The sequence below is a fragment of the Nonomuraea sp. NPDC049269 genome, assembly GCF_043197155.1.
Classification (GTDB): Bacteria; Actinomycetota; Actinomycetes; order Streptosporangiales; family Streptosporangiaceae; genus Nonomuraea.
Genome location: NZ_JBICSO010000005.1, coordinates 590,730 through 605,826 on the forward strand (window position 1 = coordinate 590,730; position 15,097 = coordinate 605,826).

Annotated in this window: 14 protein-coding genes; 8 read left to right on the plus strand and 6 right to left on the minus strand. The window is 70.2% G+C overall.

Features of this window, described 5'->3' with window-relative positions; all coding sequences use genetic code 11:
- The first annotated feature begins 9 nt into the window (after positions 1 to 9).
- Positions 10 to 1,188, plus strand: a complete 1,179-nt coding sequence (gene glgA / locus ACGFNP_RS30065; RefSeq protein WP_358325136.1) for a glycogen synthase — start codon at positions 10 to 12, stop codon at positions 1,186 to 1,188.
- 10 nt (positions 1,189 to 1,198) lie between these two features.
- Here glgA and ACGFNP_RS30070 read toward each other — a convergent pair whose 3' ends face one another.
- Positions 1,199 to 2,494, minus strand: coding sequence for a hypothetical protein (locus tag ACGFNP_RS30070; protein WP_393324683.1), 1,296 nt, complete (start codon positions 2,492 to 2,494; stop codon positions 1,199 to 1,201).
- 79 nt (positions 2,495 to 2,573) lie between these two features.
- Positions 2,574 to 2,942, minus strand: a complete 369-nt coding sequence (locus tag ACGFNP_RS30075) for a PH domain-containing protein (protein ID WP_358325143.1) — start codon at positions 2,940 to 2,942, stop codon at positions 2,574 to 2,576.
- Positions 2,943 to 3,044: 102 nt separating this feature from the next.
- Between ACGFNP_RS30075 and ACGFNP_RS30080 the strand changes: the two genes are divergently transcribed.
- Positions 3,045 to 4,523: an Nramp family divalent metal transporter gene (locus tag ACGFNP_RS30080; RefSeq protein ID WP_393324685.1), complete on the plus strand. Its 1,479-nt coding sequence runs from the start codon at positions 3,045 to 3,047 to the stop codon at positions 4,521 to 4,523.
- A 133-nt stretch (positions 4,524 to 4,656) separates the two neighbouring features.
- On the opposite strand, the gene ACGFNP_RS30085 is transcribed toward ACGFNP_RS30080, so the two are convergent.
- Both ACGFNP_RS30085 and ACGFNP_RS30090 read right to left on the minus strand, forming a co-directional pair.
- Positions 4,657 to 5,127, minus strand: a complete 471-nt coding sequence (locus ACGFNP_RS30085) for an OsmC family protein (protein ID WP_358325148.1) — start codon at positions 5,125 to 5,127, stop codon at positions 4,657 to 4,659.
- Positions 5,128 to 5,202: 75 nt separating this feature from the next.
- Positions 5,203 to 5,610, minus strand: a complete 408-nt coding sequence (locus ACGFNP_RS30090; RefSeq protein ID WP_358325151.1) for a nitroreductase family deazaflavin-dependent oxidoreductase — start codon at positions 5,608 to 5,610, stop codon at positions 5,203 to 5,205.
- Between the two features lie 144 nt (positions 5,611 to 5,754).
- Here ACGFNP_RS30090 and ACGFNP_RS30095 point away from each other — a divergent pair, with 144 nt between their 5' ends.
- Genes ACGFNP_RS30095 through ACGFNP_RS30120 form a run of 6 tightly spaced genes read left to right on the plus strand, consistent with a single transcriptional unit; the run spans position 5,755 to position 13,082 of the window.
- Entirely contained in the window at positions 5,755 to 6,753 is a 999-nt protein-coding gene (locus ACGFNP_RS30095) for a LacI family DNA-binding transcriptional regulator (RefSeq protein ID WP_393324688.1), read from the plus strand.
- Positions 6,750 to 8,012, plus strand: a complete 1,263-nt coding sequence (locus ACGFNP_RS30100) for a sugar ABC transporter substrate-binding protein (protein WP_393324690.1) — start codon at positions 6,750 to 6,752, stop codon at positions 8,010 to 8,012. Before ACGFNP_RS30095 ends, ACGFNP_RS30100 begins: the two co-directional genes overlap by 4 nt.
- A gap of 2 nt (positions 8,013 to 8,014) precedes the next feature.
- Positions 8,015 to 8,893, plus strand: coding sequence for a sugar ABC transporter permease (locus tag ACGFNP_RS30105; protein WP_358325159.1), 879 nt, complete (start codon positions 8,015 to 8,017; stop codon positions 8,891 to 8,893).
- Entirely contained in the window at positions 8,890 to 9,711 is an 822-nt protein-coding gene (locus ACGFNP_RS30110) for a carbohydrate ABC transporter permease (protein WP_393324692.1), read from the plus strand. Before ACGFNP_RS30105 ends, ACGFNP_RS30110 begins: the two co-directional genes overlap by 4 nt.
- 12 nt (positions 9,712 to 9,723) lie before the next feature.
- Positions 9,724 to 11,247 (plus strand): glucoamylase family protein, encoded by a 1,524-nt coding sequence (locus ACGFNP_RS30115; RefSeq protein ID WP_393324694.1) that lies wholly within the window; start codon positions 9,724 to 9,726, stop codon positions 11,245 to 11,247.
- A 26-nt stretch (positions 11,248 to 11,273) separates the two neighbouring features.
- On the plus strand, positions 11,274 to 13,082 hold the full coding sequence (locus ACGFNP_RS30120; protein ID WP_393324696.1) for a hypothetical protein: 1,809 nt from the start codon (positions 11,274 to 11,276) through the stop codon (positions 13,080 to 13,082).
- 110 nt (positions 13,083 to 13,192) lie between these two features.
- Here ACGFNP_RS30120 and ACGFNP_RS30125 read toward each other — a convergent pair whose 3' ends face one another.
- Together ACGFNP_RS30125 and ACGFNP_RS30130 are read right to left on the minus strand one after the other, a co-directional pair.
- Positions 13,193 to 13,648, minus strand: coding sequence for a hypothetical protein (locus tag ACGFNP_RS30125; RefSeq protein WP_393324698.1), 456 nt, complete (start codon positions 13,646 to 13,648; stop codon positions 13,193 to 13,195).
- Positions 13,649 to 13,728: 80 nt separating this feature from the next.
- Positions 13,729 to 15,096 carry a cellulase family glycosylhydrolase gene (locus ACGFNP_RS30130; protein WP_358326013.1) on the minus strand — a complete coding sequence of 456 codons (1,368 nt, stop codon included), beginning with the start codon at positions 15,094 to 15,096 and terminating at the stop codon, positions 13,729 to 13,731.
- Position 15,097: the final 1 nt, after the last annotated feature.

The following is a 15,097-nucleotide window of genomic DNA, read 5'->3' on the forward strand; positions in this document are numbered from 1 at the left end:
GGTCGTGTCATGCGCGTTGATCTGCTCACCCGGGAGTATCCGCCAGAGGTGTACGGCGGTGCCGGGGTGCACATGGAATATCTGGCCAGAGAGCTGCGGCGGCTGGCCGACGTCCGGGTGCGGTGCTTCGGGGCCCCGCGGGACGAGCCGGGCGTCTCCGCCTACCGGGTGCCCACCGGGCTTCAGGCGGCCAACGCGGCCCTTCAGGTGCTCGGGGTGGACCTGGAGATGGCCGCCGCGTGCGAGGGCGCCGGGGTGGTTCACTCGCATACCTGGTATGCCAACTTTGCCGGGCATGTCGCGAAAATGCTGCACGGGGTCCCGCATGTCATCACCACGCACAGTCTCGAACCGCTCCGGCCCTGGAAGGCCGAGCAACTGGGCGGCGGCTACACCATCTCCTCCTGGGCCGAACGGACCGCCCTGGCCGGCGCCGACGCGGTCATCGCGGTCTCGGAGGGGATGCGGCGCGACGTACTCGCCGCCTATCCCGAGATCCCGCACGAGCGGGTGAGCGTCATCCACAACGGCATCGACACCGCCGAATACGCCCCGGACCGGGGCGACGACGTCCTCAAGAAGCACGGCGTGGACCCGGCCAGACCGTACGCCATCTTCGTCGGGCGCATCACCCGGCAGAAGGGGCTGGTCCACCTCCTGCACGCGGCGCGGTCCTTCGACGCCGGCGCGCAGATCGTGCTCTGCGCGGGCGCGCCCGACACGCCGGAGATCGAGGCCGAGGTGACGGGCCTGGTGCGCGACCTCGGCCGGCAGCGCGACGGGGTGATCTGGATCTCCGAGATGCTGCCCAAGATCGAGGTGATCCAGCTGCTCACGCACGCGTCGGTGTTCGTGTGCCCGTCGGTGTACGAGCCGATGGGGATCGTGAACCTGGAGGCGATGGCCTGCGAGACGGCCGTGGTGGCGACGGCGACCGGCGGCATCCCCGAGGTGGTGGCCGGCGGGGAGACGGGGCTGCTGGTGCCGATCGACCAGGGCGCCGACGGGACGCCGCACGACCCCGAGCGCTTCGCCGCCGACTTCGCCGAGCGGGTCAACGAACTGCTGGAGAGTCCGGCGCGGGCCACGCGGATGGGGGTGGCCGGGCGGGCCAGGGCCGTCGAGCACTTCTCCTGGGAACGCATCGCGCACAGGACCATGGACCTCTACACCTCGCTTCGCGCCTGAGAGGACAGGGTCAGCGGGTACGCCAGAGCATGGCGCGGGCCAGGCCCTTCTCGGGATGGGAGGAGCCGGCCGCGTAGACCTGGGTGGTGCCGGGGCGCTGGGCGAGGGCGTCGATCGTGCCGTCGAGGGTCTGCGACGTCCAGCGTCCGCCGGCGAAGTGCAGGAGGCGCGACCCGGTCGAGTCGAGCACCCACATGCCGTCCCGGCCGTCCGGCTCGGCCTGGGTGAACGTGGAACCGAGCGCGCCCCACCGGCACCGCCACGTGCCGCCGTCCCAGTGCAGGGCGACCGGGCGGGAGCGCTCCAACGGCTCGTCGTTCTTGGAGAACTCACCGGGCACCAGCCACGACACCCCGCCGACCACCCACACGTCGGCCGGCCCGAGCACCACGACGTCGCTGAGCCGGACCCGCGGGGACTCCGCCTTGGCCGGCAGGCCGAGCGCGGGCACGCCGACCCGCTGCCAGGCCGCGCCGTTCCAGCGGGCGGCCGGTCCCTGGTCGACCAGTGGCCCGCTGACCGTCCACATGTCGCCGCCGCGTTTGTTACCACCGCTGTTGCCCGAGCCGCCGCCGCTCCCGCTGCCGCCGCCCACCGCGCCGGCGGGGGCCGGGAGATCGTGGTGCTGCCAGGTGGAGCCGTTCCACCACAGCGCCGAGCGGCCACTGACCGCCCAGGCGCCGCGCGCCGCCGTGCCGCCCGCGCCGAACGTGTCGCCGAGCCGCCCGGTGAGCCGCTGCGCCGTCCACCTGTCACCCTGGAACGCGCCGACGAGCCCGGACCTGCCGTCCGCCAGGCCGAACACCCAGGCGTTGGCCGCGGAGGTCGCGCCGAGCGCGGTGACCTGGACGCCCGGCAGCGAGTACGACGTCCACCGCTTGCCGTCCCATCGCCGCAGGCCCGCGAAGGTCGTCTCCACGGACTCGGCCGCCAGGCGCTGGGTGAGGTGGGTGGCCCAGACGGCGCCGTCCCGGCCGACGGCGAGATCGTGGAGCGTGCCGTAGCCCTCGTCGGTGGCCACGGCACGCCAGCCAGGCTCGGCCTTCGCCGGGCGGAGGTCGTCGGTATCGGCCGGTGGCTGGACGCAGACGGCGGGCTTGGCGGGGAGCGCGGGCAGGTCACTGCCGATCACCGGCACCGGCGACGTGCCAGGGGTCGAGGCCGGACTCGGCGCGGCCGTGCCGGGACGCGAGGTGGTGGCGGCGCCCGTGCCGAGGGGCGAGGCGGGAGCCGGAGGAGTGGCGGTGCAGGCGGTGACCGCCAGCACGGCCAGGCCCGCCGTACAGACACGTGCGACTCGGCTCACCCAGCCCGCCCCCTTCGCGTGACCCCGTGATCTCCGCAGGATAGGTCAGTCCGGGCCGCCGCGCCCCTTACGACGACGGTCAGGTTCGCGATATGTGATGCAAGATCACGTTGTGTACGTGATGCGCCTTGTTGTCGCCGCGGAAGTCGACTTCGTACGTGTGCGTCCCGACGTGGATGGCGATCGCGCCCGAGGAGAAGAACCCGCCGGCGAACGACTTGTTGCTCACCACGCTCACCGCCGAGATCTTGCTGTAGGGGATGCTGGTGATCGCGATGCGCTTGCCCGCGAACGACTTGTCCTGGACGATGACCCGCCGATCGGTCAGCCCCAGGAATCCCGTCCCCGTGCCGATGGCGTCGTACACCGCGATGATCTGTTCGCCCGGCAGCAGCCCGCTCTCGATCTGCCTGAGCTGTTCTTTTCTGTCATAGGGGATGTCAGCCATGCCTGGGCAACGACCAGGGCCCACGGCAGCGTTCCGCACGCGTGGATTGGGTCTTGTAGCCGGTGGGGTTCTGGATCACCCTGAACGGCAGGAGGCCCTGACATGTCGCATCCACTCGGAGTAAGCCGCCCGGATCTCACCGTCACAGACCTGCCCACCCCGGAAGAGGTGTTCAAGGTCTCCAAGATCGGCCCGAAAGAGCTGGTCAAGTACGCGATCGGGCCCAGCCTGATCGCCCTCGGCATCTCCATCGGCAGCGGCGAGTGGCTGCTCGGGCCGCTGAACGTGGGGCAGTACGGCTTCGTCGGCGTCGGCTGGGTCATTCTGGTCTCCGCCCTCCTCCAGACGTTCTACAACGTCGAGTGCTCCCGCTACGTCGTCGCCACCGGCGAGACCCCCGTGGTCGGCTGGGGCCGGGTGCCGCCGGGCTGGAAGCTCTGGGTCCCGCTGTCGGTCCTCGTGGTGATCTTCGCCTTCATCGCGGGCGGGTGGGCCGCCTCGGCGGGACAGGGCGTCTACGCGCTCGTCCACGGCGCCGTCGCGCCCGCCGACGCCGAGGAGCCGCGGCTGTGGGCCATCGCGCTGCTGGTGCTGGTCTTCCTGATCACTGCCCTGGCCAAGCGGATCAGCCGCGTGCTGGAGCTGGCGAACTGGATGATGGTCAGCGCCATCCTCCTCGCCCTGCTCGCCGTGGACCTGCTCATCGTGCCGTGGAGCCAGTGGTGGGAGGGCATCCGCGGCTTCGTCACCCCGGCCGCCCCGCCCGCGGGCATCACGGCGACCCAGCTCGGCGGCCTGGCCGGGTTCACAGCCCTGGCCTCCGGCCTGAACTGGTACGTCATGGGCCACTACCGGGACAAGGGTTACGGCATGGGCTATCGCGCCGGATTCCTGTCGGGGATGCGCGGCGAGCGGAGCGAGATCCTGGCCAGCGGCGTCACCTTCCCCGACGACGACCGCAACCGCGGGCTGTGGCGCAGGTGGTACCGGCTGCTGCTCACCGACATGTGGGGGGTGTTCTTCGTCGGCGCCATCCTCGGCATGCTGCTGCCGACGCTGCTCATGTCGCAGGCGGTCACCATGTCGGGCCAGAAGCCCACGCGGGCGAACGTGCCGACGTTCGTGGCCGGGGTGCTCGGCGACGAGTACGGTCCGGCGCTGTTCTATGTGGCGCTGGTGCTGGGGGTGCTGATCCTGTTCTCCACCCAGTTAGGCATCTTCGAGGCCATGGTCAGGGTCATGACGGACGCGGCGCACGCCACCAGCCCCCGGCTGCGCGGGCTGATCGAGGGTGACCCGCGCCGCTTCTACTACCCGTTCATGATCGTGCTGCTGGTGATCATTTCGGTCGTCATCCACCTCTCGCTGCCGGTCGGGCTGGTGGAGTGGTCGGCCAACATGTCGAACCTGGGCGCGCTGATCTACCCGTTCCTGCTGATCTACCTGAACAGCAGGCTGCCCCGGCCCGCCCGTCCCCGGCCGTGGCACTATGTGATCTTGCTCCTGAACTTCCTGTTCTTTGGCTTCTTCTTCGTCAACTTCATCGCCGACTTCGTCGGGGATCCGTTGGTGACGTTCTAGGTCATTATTTTTACGGCAGGCATGGGCCGGCCCCACCCGCCGACGCGGGTGACCGGCCCTCCAGGGGCACGCTCCTCCGCCTCACCGGCTCGCCGCCGTTACGTGCGTCTCGTTGACCGTGGCTTCCGTGATCTCAGGCGTCGAGGATCACTGGCTCGTGGTGGATGGGGAAGTTGGTGGAGTTGGCGATGAAGCAGAGCTTGTTCGCCTCGGCGTGCAGTTCCATGGCCTTGTCGTGCAGGCTCCGCGTGGTGATCATGACCGTGGGGTGCAGGGTGACCTCGGAGAAGCGGCCGCCGCCGCTGGAGTCCACGACCATGGTGCCCGTCGGCTCGTCGACGTAGGAGGTCACGACGATGCCGTTGAGCGAGCACAGGTGGAGATACCACAGCATGTGGCACTGCGACAGCGACGCCACCAGCAGCTCCTCCGGGTTCCAGCGAGCGGGGTCGCCGCGGAAAGCGGGATCGGCCGACCCGGGCAGGGCGGGCTTGCCCTCGGCCGCCACCTCGTGCTCGCGGCCGAAGGAGCGATAGCCGGAGGTGCCCTCGCCCCGGTTGCCGGTCCAGGTGACGCTGACGCTGTAGTGATGTTCGCGGCTCATGCGATCCATCATCGATCACGCCCCTTCCCGGTGGTCCACCCGCCCCGCCGTACGAGGACGGGGCGGTCGCACCGGTCAGGTGTTGATGGATTCGAGGACGACGATCGGGATCTTCCGATCGGTCTTCTGCTGGTAGTTGTCGTAGTCGGGCCAGGTGGCGGCCATCAACCGCCACAGTTCGGGCCGTTCCTCGTCCGTGGCGGTACGCGCGCGGGCCCTGAACTTGTCGGCCTTCACCTGCACCCCGACCTCGGGATCGGCCTGCAGGTTCTTGTACCAGTCGGGGTGGTCCGGATCGCCGCCCTTGGAGGCGACGACGACGTGGTCGCGTCCGTGCCGCTGGTAGATCAGCGGCGTCGTGTAGGCCTTGCCGGACTTACGACCCTTGGTGGTCAGAAGGAGGGTCACGGTGTTGTTCCAGTCGTGTCCCTCGGCGCCGTCGGTCTCCTGATAGCGCTGGACGTGTTCCTTGCCAAAGAGCATGCCTGCCGCCTACCCCGCGTCGGCGTAACCTCACCGTTACCGGGCGGGGTCTGTACGAGAAGTTGACACGCCTGACACACTGCCTTTCTGTAAGCGCTTACATCGTCGGTTGTGGAAGCGCTTACAGAAAGAGGAGCAGCCTGGATGGACGTGACGATCTACGAGGTGGCGCGGCGGGCGGGCGTGTCGATCGCGACCGTGTCGCGGACCCTGCGCGGCACCGGGCCGGTGGCGCCCAAGACGCGGGAGAAGGTGCTGAAGGCGGTCGAGGAGCTCCGGTTCACGCCCAGCCGCCTCGGCGTCAGCCTGGCCGAAGGCCGCCACGCCGCCAACGGCATCGTCTTCCCCAACCTCGCGGGCCCCTACTACACCGAGGTGCTCCTCGGCTACGAGGAGGTGGCCTCCGAGCTGGGCCGGTCGGTGGTGATCCTGTCCACCAAGGGCCGCACCCGGGTGCACGACCTGGTCAAGGACCTCGCGGGGCGGGTGGACGGCCTGATGGTGTTCGGCCATACGGCTCCGGACGACCTGGTCGCCGAGCTGGTCCGGATGGGCATGCCGCTGGTGTTCGTCTCCCGCGAGCCGCTCGCCGGGGCCGACACGCTGCGCAGCGAGAACACCGCGTCGGCCCGCGCGCTGGCCCGGCACCTCCTGGAGCACGGCTACCAGAGGTTCGTCTTCCTCGGCGCGCCGATCGCGACCGGAGACGACGTGGACGAGCGCTGGCAGGGCGTCAGGTCCGTCCTCGGCAGTGCGATCGAGGCGGTGCCGACGGAGCACTACACGGTCGAGTGCGGCTACCAGGCCGCCAGGACCCTGCTGCGCGCTCCGGCCCGGCCCCAGGTGATCGTCTGCTCCGATGACGAGGTGGCGCTGGGCGCCCTGCTCGCGGCGGAGGAGCTCGGACTCGCCGTACCCGACGAGCTGGCCGTGACCGGGTGGGACGACATCATGGCCGCCCGCCACGCCCGCCCGGCGCTGACCACCATCCGCCAGCCGATGCGCGAACTGGGCGCGCGCGCCGCGCGGGCGCTCGACGAGCTGATCACCGGCGCCCGTGACACCCCGAGACACCTCGTCCTGACCACCGAGCTGGTGCTGCGCGCCAGTTGCGGTCACCACCCCCAGGAGGAACCCCGTTGAACACCTCGACCCGGCGCTCCGCCGCCGGCCTGCTCACCCTCGCGATACTGGTCACCGGCTGCGGGCGCAGCGCCGACAAGGCCCCAGAAAAGGCGCAGGACGTCAAGTCCGGCGCGGTCTCCGGCGAGATCACGGTCTGGGGGATAGGGGAGGAGGGCAAGGCGCTCGGCGCGTTCGCCAAGGACTTCGAGACCGCCAACCCGGGCGTCAAGGTGAACGTGACGCCGATGGGCTGGGACATCGCCCACGACAAGATCACCTCGGCCATCGCGGGCAGTGCCACCCCCGACATCAGCATGATCGGCTCCACCTGGGCGGGCGAGCTGTCCAAGACCGGCGTGCTCGACCCCACGCCCGGCAACCTCATCGACAAGGCCGACTTCTTCCCCGGCGCCTGGCAGACCGTGGACGTGAACGGCACCGCGTACGGGGTGCCGTGGTACGTCGAGACCCGCGTCCTGTACTACCGCACGGACCAGGCCGAGAAGGCGGGCGTCAAGCCGCCGGCCACCTGGGCCGAGGTCAAGACGTTCGCCAAGGCGCTGAAGGACAAGGGCGGCGCCAAGAAGGGCTTCAACCAGGGCTACACCGAGGGCTCCTGGCAGGAGCTGGTGCCGCTCATCTGGCAGGCCGGCGGCGAGATCGTCAAGGACGGCAAGTACACCTTCGACACCCCCGAGGCGGTGACCGCGCTCAAGCAGTACGCCTCGCTCTTCCAGGAGAAGCTGGCCCCGAACGACACCCCCAAGGGCGCCTTCCCGCAGAACTTCATCAAGGGCGAGGTCGGCGGCTTCTTCTCGGGCCCGTGGATGATCGGCGTGCTGGACAACGACGGCGGCGCGGGCTTCAAGGACAAGTTCGACGTCGCGCCCTACCCGAAGGGCCCGGTCTCGGCCACCAGCTTCGTCGGCGGCTCCGACCTGGTCGTCTTCAAGCAGGCCAAGAACCGCGACGCCTCGTGGAAGTTCATCCAGTGGCTCACCGACCCCAAGGTGCAGGCCAAGTGGTACACGACGGTGAAGGCGCTGCCCAGCGTCCAGTCAGCCTGGCAGGAGCCCGAGCTGGCCGCGGACCGGCAGTTGAAGGTCTTCGGGGAGCAGCTCAAGGACGCCAAGACGCCGCCGCCGTATCCGACCTGGGAGCAGGTGTCGAAGGTGTTCGAGACCGAGCTGGAGAAGCTGGCGCTGGGCAAGCAGACGCCGGAGCAGACGGCCAAGGCCATCCAGGCGCAGGCCGACACGATCGGCACCGGCCTTTAGTGATGGCGCTCCTTCGCAGGGGCGGGCTCGGCTGGGTGTTCGTGCTGCCGTTCCTCGTCATGTTCGTGGTGTTCTACCTCGGGCCGCTGCTGGCCGGGCTGGGCATGAGCTTCACCGACATGCGGAGCACGGACGTCGCCGACCCGCTGGCCGTCGACCTGGTCGGCGTCGAGAACTACCTCAGGCTGGCCGGCGACGAGGCGATGCGGAAGGCGGCGCTGAACACCGCGATCTTCGTGGTCACCGGGCTGCCGCTGACCATCGGACTCGGCCTGGCCGCCGCCGTGGCCCTGAACTCCGGCATCGCCCGCCTGCCCGCCGCGTTCTTCCGGCTCGGCTACTACCTGCCGCACATCACCAGCATCATCGGTGTCGCGGTCGCCTGGAAGTTCCTGCTGGAGCCGGAGGCGGGACTGGTCAACCGGCTGCTGGAGCTGGTCGGCCTGCAAGGGCCCGCCTGGCTCCAGGAGCAGGCCACCGCGCTGCCGTCGATCATCGTGATGACCGCCTGGCGGAGCTTCGGGTTCGACATGGTGGTCTTCCTCGCGGCGCTCCAGGGGATCCCTCGGGAGCTGTACGAGGCGGGGGAGGTGGACGGGGCCGGGCGGTGGGCGCGGTTCAGGTCGATCACGCTGCCGCAGCTGCGGCCGGTGATCCTGTTCTGCACCGTCTACAGCTCGACCGGGTTCCTGCAGTTCCTGGAGGAGCCGCTGATCATGACCGGTGGCGGGCCGCTGAACTCCACGCTGTCGGCCTCGCTGGCGATCTTCAAGCAGTTCGGGGTGGGCAACTACGGCTACGCGGGTGCCGCGGCAAGCGTGCTGTTCATGGTGATCATCGCGCTGGCCGTACTGCAGCTCAGGATCGGGAGGGCGCGGTGAGACGGACCCGCGGGCAGAAGCTGATCACCTACCTCGGCCTGAGCGTCGGGCTGCTGCTGGTCGTCGGCCCGTTCTTGTGGGCGGGGCTCAGCTCGGTCAAGCCGGAGGCGGAGATCCGGCGCGATCCGCCGACGTTCTGGCCCGAGACGTTCACGCTGGACAACTACACCGAGCTGCTGCACCGGGTGCACCTCGGGCAGGCGTTCGTGAACAGTGTGGTCGTCGCGCTGGTGATCGTCGCCGGGAACCTGCTGTTCTGCTCGATGGTCGGCTACGGCTTCGCCAAGCTGCGCTTCCGCGGCAGGAACGCCGTCTTCGGGCTGGTGCTGGTGCAGATGGCGGTGCCGGCGATCGTGCTGATGATCCCGCAGTTCGTGCTGATCGCGAAGCTCGGCATGGTGAACACCTTCCTCGGCATCATCCTGCCGGGGCTGATCACGCCGCTGGGCGTGTTCATGATGCGGCAGTTCATCGCGGACCTGCCCGACGAGCTCATCCACGCGGCGCGGGTGGACGGGGCGGGGGAGTTCCGGATCTTCGCCAGGATCGTGCTGCCGCTCTGCAAGCCCGCGATGGCCACGCTGGGCCTGATCACCTTTCTCGGAGCGTGGAACAACTTCCTCTGGCCGGCCGTGGTGGCGCAGTCGGAGGACGTCTACACGCTGCCCGTGGCCCTGAACATCCTCAACGGCCACGAAGGCACGCACTACAACCTGCTCGTCGCCGGGGCGATGATCGTGGTCGCGCCGATCCTCGTCCTGTTCGTCTTCCTGCAGCGCTTCTTCATCCAAGGCATCGCAACATCCGGCCTCAAGTAGAGGAGCACCCCCATGCGCAAGACCGCCTTGCTCGCCGGCCTGCTGGTGCTGGCCGCCGCCGTGCCCAGCCCAGCCAGCGCTTCATCGGGAAATGACACGTTATTTCGGTACGCGAAGGACACGTGGCGGTCGATGACCGCCATGGTCGACCCCGCCACCGGCATCCCGTCCGACAAGGTCACCGGCGACCTGAAGACCAGGGCCAAGGTCACCTCGCCCACCAACATCGGCACCTACCTGTGGAGCACGCTCACCGCCCGCGACCTGCGCCTCATCGGCTCCGACGAGGCCACGGCCCGCGTCGGCAAGGTGCTCGACGGACTGGAGCGGATGGAGCGCGACACCCCGACGGGCCAGTACTACAACTGGTACGACCCGGCGACCCTCCAGCTCGTCCACACCTGGCCCGACAACGGCGATCCCGTGCGGTTGTTCGCCTCCAGCGTGGACAACAGCTGGCTGGCCACGGCCCTCATGATGGTCCGCACCGCCGTGCCCCGCCACTCCGCGCGGGCGGCGCGGCTGGTCACCTCCATGAACTTCGCCTCCTACTACGACCCGGCCGCCCGCCCCGACGCGGGCACCGGGCTGATCCGCGGCGGCTTCTGGCCGGAGAAGCCCGAGGGCTGCTCGGTGGAGAGCGACTACGCGGGCACCGGCACCAAGGTCTGGTCGACCTGCCACCACTACGGCGCGCCCGCCGAGACCCGGATCGCCCAGTACGTGGGCATCGCGCTCGGCCAGATCCCGCGCGAGAGCTACTTCGGCCCGTATCGGACCTTCCCCGACAACGGCTGTGACTTCGGCTGGCAGGAGCAGAAGCCGGTCGGCGCGTGGAAGAAGTACCTGGGCGTCAACGTCTGGGAGGGCACGTACGGCTATCGCGGCCTGCGATACGTCCCCAACTGGGGCGGTTCGATGTTCGAGGCGCTGATGCCGGATCTGGTCGTTCCCGAGGCGGCGTGGGCGCCCCGGAGCTGGGGCCGCAACCATCCGGTGTTCGTCAAGGCGCAGATCGAGCACGGCCTGCGCGAGGCGAAGTACGGCTACTGGGGCTTCTCGCCGTCCAACGACCCGCACGGCGGCTACCGCGAGTACGGCGTGGACCCGCTCGGCATGGACACCCCCGGCTACACCTCCGACGAGGAGCGCACCAGCACCGATCCGGGCTACGAGGGCTGCCGACCGGCCCAGCCAGAACCCACCGCCTACGGTGACGGAGTGGTCACTCCGCACGCCAGTTTCCTGGCTCTGCCGTACGCGCGGGCCCAGGCGATGGATAACCTGGCCAAGATCCGCAAGAACTTCGACGCCTACGGGCCCGGCGGTTTCTACGACTCCGTCGCGGTCCGCTCGGGCGCCGTGTCGAAGTGGTACCTCGCGCTCGACCAGGGCATGGTCATGGCCGCCCTGGGCAACGTGCTCACCGGAGGCAACCTGCACCGTTACTTCGGCGGCGCCGGCGTCGAGGCGAAGCTCCGGCCGGTGATGGAAATCGAGGAGTGGGCCGTTCAGGGGGCCCCTCCCGCCAACTGACGCTCCAACAGATCGGGGAACCCCAGATGAGTACGGCTGATGCCGCACGCCGTGACTGGCAGGAACGTCTCCACCAGGCGTCGGGTGAGGCGGTCCCGGCCGCCGAGCCGGCCCTTCAGGCGCCGGCCGGGCTGCGGGCCGTCCCCGGTGCGGGCCACGTGACGCTGACGTGGGAACCCGTGCCGGAGGCGATCGGCTACCTGGTGCACCGGGACGGCGTGCCGGTGTCGCAGCCCGACGTGGACGTGGCGGCCGTACCCGAGTGCCGCTACGTGGACACGGGACACGGCGCGGCGTCGTACACGGTCGCGGCGATCGCCGCCATGGAGCTCGTCGGCCCCGCCTCGGACGCGGTGCCGGCGGCTCCGCTGGACGGCGGACCGGCGGCGGTCAGCGTGCGGGTCGACGCCGCCGCGGTCACCCGCGACCTGCCCCGGCCGTGGCGGTACATGATCGGCTCCGAGCACCTGTCGTACCTGCTGAGCGAGGACGAGACGGGCGGCCGGCCCATCGGCGCGGAGCTCACCGAGGCGCTGCGCACCGTGCGCGAGGAGTTCGGCGTCGAGACGGTGCGCGCCCACGCGATCCTCGGTGACGACCTCGGCGTCTACAAGGAGGTCGACGGCCAGGCGGTCTACGACTTCGCCAAGGTGGACGAGGTCTACGACACGATCATGGCGCTCGGCCTGCGGCCGATCGTCGAGCTCGGCTACATGCCGCGCGACCTGGCCGCCGACCCGTCCAGGACGGTGTTCGGCTACGAGGCGATCATCTCCCCGCCCAAGGACTTCGAGGCGTGGAGCGACCTGGTCAGGGCGCTGGTCGAGCACCTGGCCGAGCGGTACGGGATCCACGAGCTGATCGACAACTGGGCCTTCGAGGTGTGGAACGAGCCCAACCTCGCCGTCTTCTGGACGGGCACGCCCGAGGAGTACTTCCTGCTCTACGACGTCAGCGCCGCCGCCGTGAAGAACGTCCACCCCGAGCTGCGGGTCGGCGGGCCCGCCTCGGCGGCCAACGGCTGGGTGGAGGAGCTGCTGGCGCACGTCGCCGAGTCGGGCGCGGAGCTCGACTTCATCTCCACCCACACCTACGGCAACGCCCCGCTCGACTGGCGTCCCGCCCTGGCCCGGCACGGCCGGCCGGACACGCCCGTCTGGTGGACCGAGTGGGGGCCCACCCCGACGCACTTCCACGGCATCGGTGACGGGCCGTTCGGGGCCGCGTTCCTGCTGCACGGCATGAAGTCGGCGGCCGGCCGGCTGGCCGCCGTGTCGCACTGGGTGGCCTCGGACCACTTCGAGGAGCTGGGGCGGCCGCCGCGCCTCTTCCACGGCGGCTTCGGCCTGCTGACGGTCGGCAACCTGCGCAAGCCCCGCTTCCACGCGCTCACCCTGGCCGCCCGCCTCGGCGACGCCGAGCTGGCGACCGTGGTCGAGGGCGACGCGGGCGGGGTCGAGGTCTGGGCGGCACGGCACGAGGACGGGCGCGTCGGGGTGCTGGCCTGGAACGGCACCCTCAACCAGGCACAGGCTGACGGGGCCCCCGAGCTGTCGCGCGCGGTCTCCCTGACCGTCGCCGGCCTGGATGGGGACTACATGGTCACCCATCACCGCGTCGACGGGGAGCACTCCAACATCGAGGCGGCCTGGCGGTCGATGGGCGGCGGCGACTGGCCCGCCGACGGGCAGTGGGACAAACTGCGCTCGGTCAACACCCTGGACGAGCTGACCCCGGCCACCGCGCTCACGGCCACGGACGGCACGGTGGCGGTGGACTTCGACCTGCCGATGCCGGGCGTCTCCTTCGTCGAACTGACCCCGGTGTCACGCTGAGCCGCCTAAGGCGCCGTGCTGACGCTCGGTGCCGCGCTGACGGCGGTCTCCGACGCCCGTGCCTTTGACGCCGGTACCTCTGACCCGCGTGCCTCTGGGGCCGGACGCTGTCAGAGGTAAGGGCGCGTGACCGTGACCAGGTCGGTGGCGGCGTCGCGGGTGTCGACGTAGACGGCGGTGTCGGGGGTGCGCTCCCGTACGTCGCGGTCGCGGATCGCGAACACGGCGGGCGCCGCCTCCGCGTCGCCGTAGCGGGAGGTGACGGCGGCGCCGATCGCCCGGCGCATGTCGGCCAGCACGTCGCGGGAGGTGTGCCCGGTCCCGGAGGCGGCCAGGTAGCCGAGCAGCGCCGCGAACCGCGGCTCGACCTCGGCGGCGGGCCGCTGCCGGGGCAGGACCGGGCGGTCGAGCCAGAACACCTTGCCCGCCAGGAAGGCCGCGTAGCTCACCTCGTCATGGTCGAGCGTCCGCGCCGTCTCAGCCAGCAGCTCCCCGAACTCGGCCAGATCCGCCTCGGGCGGCAGGTCCGTGGTGACGAACAGGGGCACGATCAGCGAGTCGAGCATCTGGGTATCCCTCCGTGAGGAGCCTCATCGTAGGGTGCGCCACCGACAATCCCGCGTGATACCACGGCGGTGTCGCAGAATCACCCGCCCAGGTTGCCGGCCAGCAGGTCGAGCAGCGGCTGCCGCCGTACGCACCGCTCCAGCGCGAAGGAGTCGGCCAGCTCGACCACGTCGTCGTCGGACAGCCCCCTGAACAGCTCGGCGTACTCGGGCAGCAGCGCCTGCGCGATCAGGATGTGCCTGATCAGGTCGTCGGCCTGGTAGCGCGCCCCCCACGGGTAGGGGGCCCAGCCGGGAGCCTCGGCGTCGAGCATCGCGTGCAGCGGCGCCAGCACGTCGGCCGACTCCTCCATCGTGGAGCCCCACCGGTCCGCGCCGAGCCGCCGCTTCTTGCCGATGAACGCCCCGAACCTGTCGAGGTACGGCCCGGCCGCGTGCACCAGCCCCTGCAACCCCACGTCCTTGTACGTCCACAGCGACCAACCGGCCCCATGGGCGTCGTAGATGTCGAGCTGGTCGCGCAGGATCCGATAGCGCTGCTCGTCGATCTCAGGGTGACCCGTGTAGACGGGCCCGAACTCGCCCACCCACAGCGGCGTCCCCGTCTCCCGCTGGAACCGGGACCGCTCCTGGAAGGTCCGCTCCAGCTCCCTCCGGTCGCACCACTCGCCGCGGGTGTAGCCGGGGTACGGCCCGCCGTGCGCGAACCCGGCCAGAGCGTAGTCGTGGCAGACGAACACCGTGTTCCCGTACACCTCGCGGAAGATCGAGAAGTCCGTGGCGTAGGTGTTGCCGTCGAGGAACAGCACGTGCCGCGGATCGGCGGCGCGCATCGCCTTCACCAGCCGGTCGTAGAACGGCCCGATCACCTTGCCGCTCGGGTCGCCCGGCTCGTTGGCCGGGTTGTACCCGGCCACCCACGGGTGCTCGCGGTAGCGGTCGGCGATGGCCTCCCACAGGTGGATGGCCCGGTCCTGGAAGTGGCGATGGTTCCAGAAGGCGGCGACGTGGGTGGGGTTGTCGGAGTGCCAGTGCTGGTTCTGCGCGCCGGGCAGGGCGTGCAGGCCGATGACGCTGTACACGCCGTACGAGCCGAGCAGGTCGACGACCCGGTCCAGGTGGCGGAAGCCGTGCTCGATGACCTCGAAGGGCCGCTGGTCGGACTCCAGGTGGCGGTAGTTGACGGGGATCCGCACGCAGTTCACGCCCAGCCCGGCCAGCAGCGCCGCGTCCCGCTCGGTGAAGAACGAGGTCAGTAGCCGCTCGAAGAACAGCTCCGCCCGATCCTCGCCCAGCACCTCCCGTACGGCCTCGCGCATCGAGCTCTCGTTGGCGGGGTAGCCGGTGATGAAGTTCTCCATGTTCAGCCAGCCCCCCAAGCCCACCCCGCGCAGGCGTACCGGAGTGGAGTCGGCGGTGACGAGCTGGGTTCCGGACACCTGCAGCATG

Coding starts and splice junctions, on each gene's coding strand:
- ACGFNP_RS30130 (WP_358326013.1), bottom strand. CDS start 15,096: ATGCTGCAGGTGTCCGGAACCCAGCTCGTCACCGCCGACTCCACTCCG.
- ACGFNP_RS30075 (WP_358325143.1), bottom strand. CDS start 2,942: ATGGCTGACATCCCCTATGACAGAAAAGAACAGCTCAGGCAGATCGAG.
- ACGFNP_RS30090 (WP_358325151.1), bottom strand. CDS start 5,610: ATGCTCTTTGGCAAGGAACACGTCCAGCGCTATCAGGAGACCGACGGC.
- ACGFNP_RS30115 (WP_393324694.1), top strand. CDS start 9,724: ATGCGCAAGACCGCCTTGCTCGCCGGCCTGCTGGTGCTGGCCGCCGCC.
- ACGFNP_RS30125 (WP_393324698.1), bottom strand. CDS start 13,648: ATGCTCGACTCGCTGATCGTGCCCCTGTTCGTCACCACGGACCTGCCG.
- ACGFNP_RS30095 (WP_393324688.1), top strand. CDS start 5,755: ATGGACGTGACGATCTACGAGGTGGCGCGGCGGGCGGGCGTGTCGATC.
- ACGFNP_RS30085 (WP_358325148.1), bottom strand. CDS start 5,127: ATGAGCCGCGAACATCACTACAGCGTCAGCGTCACCTGGACCGGCAAC.
- ACGFNP_RS30080 (WP_393324685.1), top strand. CDS start 3,045: ATGTCGCATCCACTCGGAGTAAGCCGCCCGGATCTCACCGTCACAGAC.
- ACGFNP_RS30105 (WP_358325159.1), top strand. CDS start 8,015: ATGGCGCTCCTTCGCAGGGGCGGGCTCGGCTGGGTGTTCGTGCTGCCG.
- ACGFNP_RS30120 (WP_393324696.1), top strand. CDS start 11,274: ATGAGTACGGCTGATGCCGCACGCCGTGACTGGCAGGAACGTCTCCAC.
- glgA (WP_358325136.1), top strand. CDS start 10: ATGCGCGTTGATCTGCTCACCCGGGAGTATCCGCCAGAGGTGTACGGC.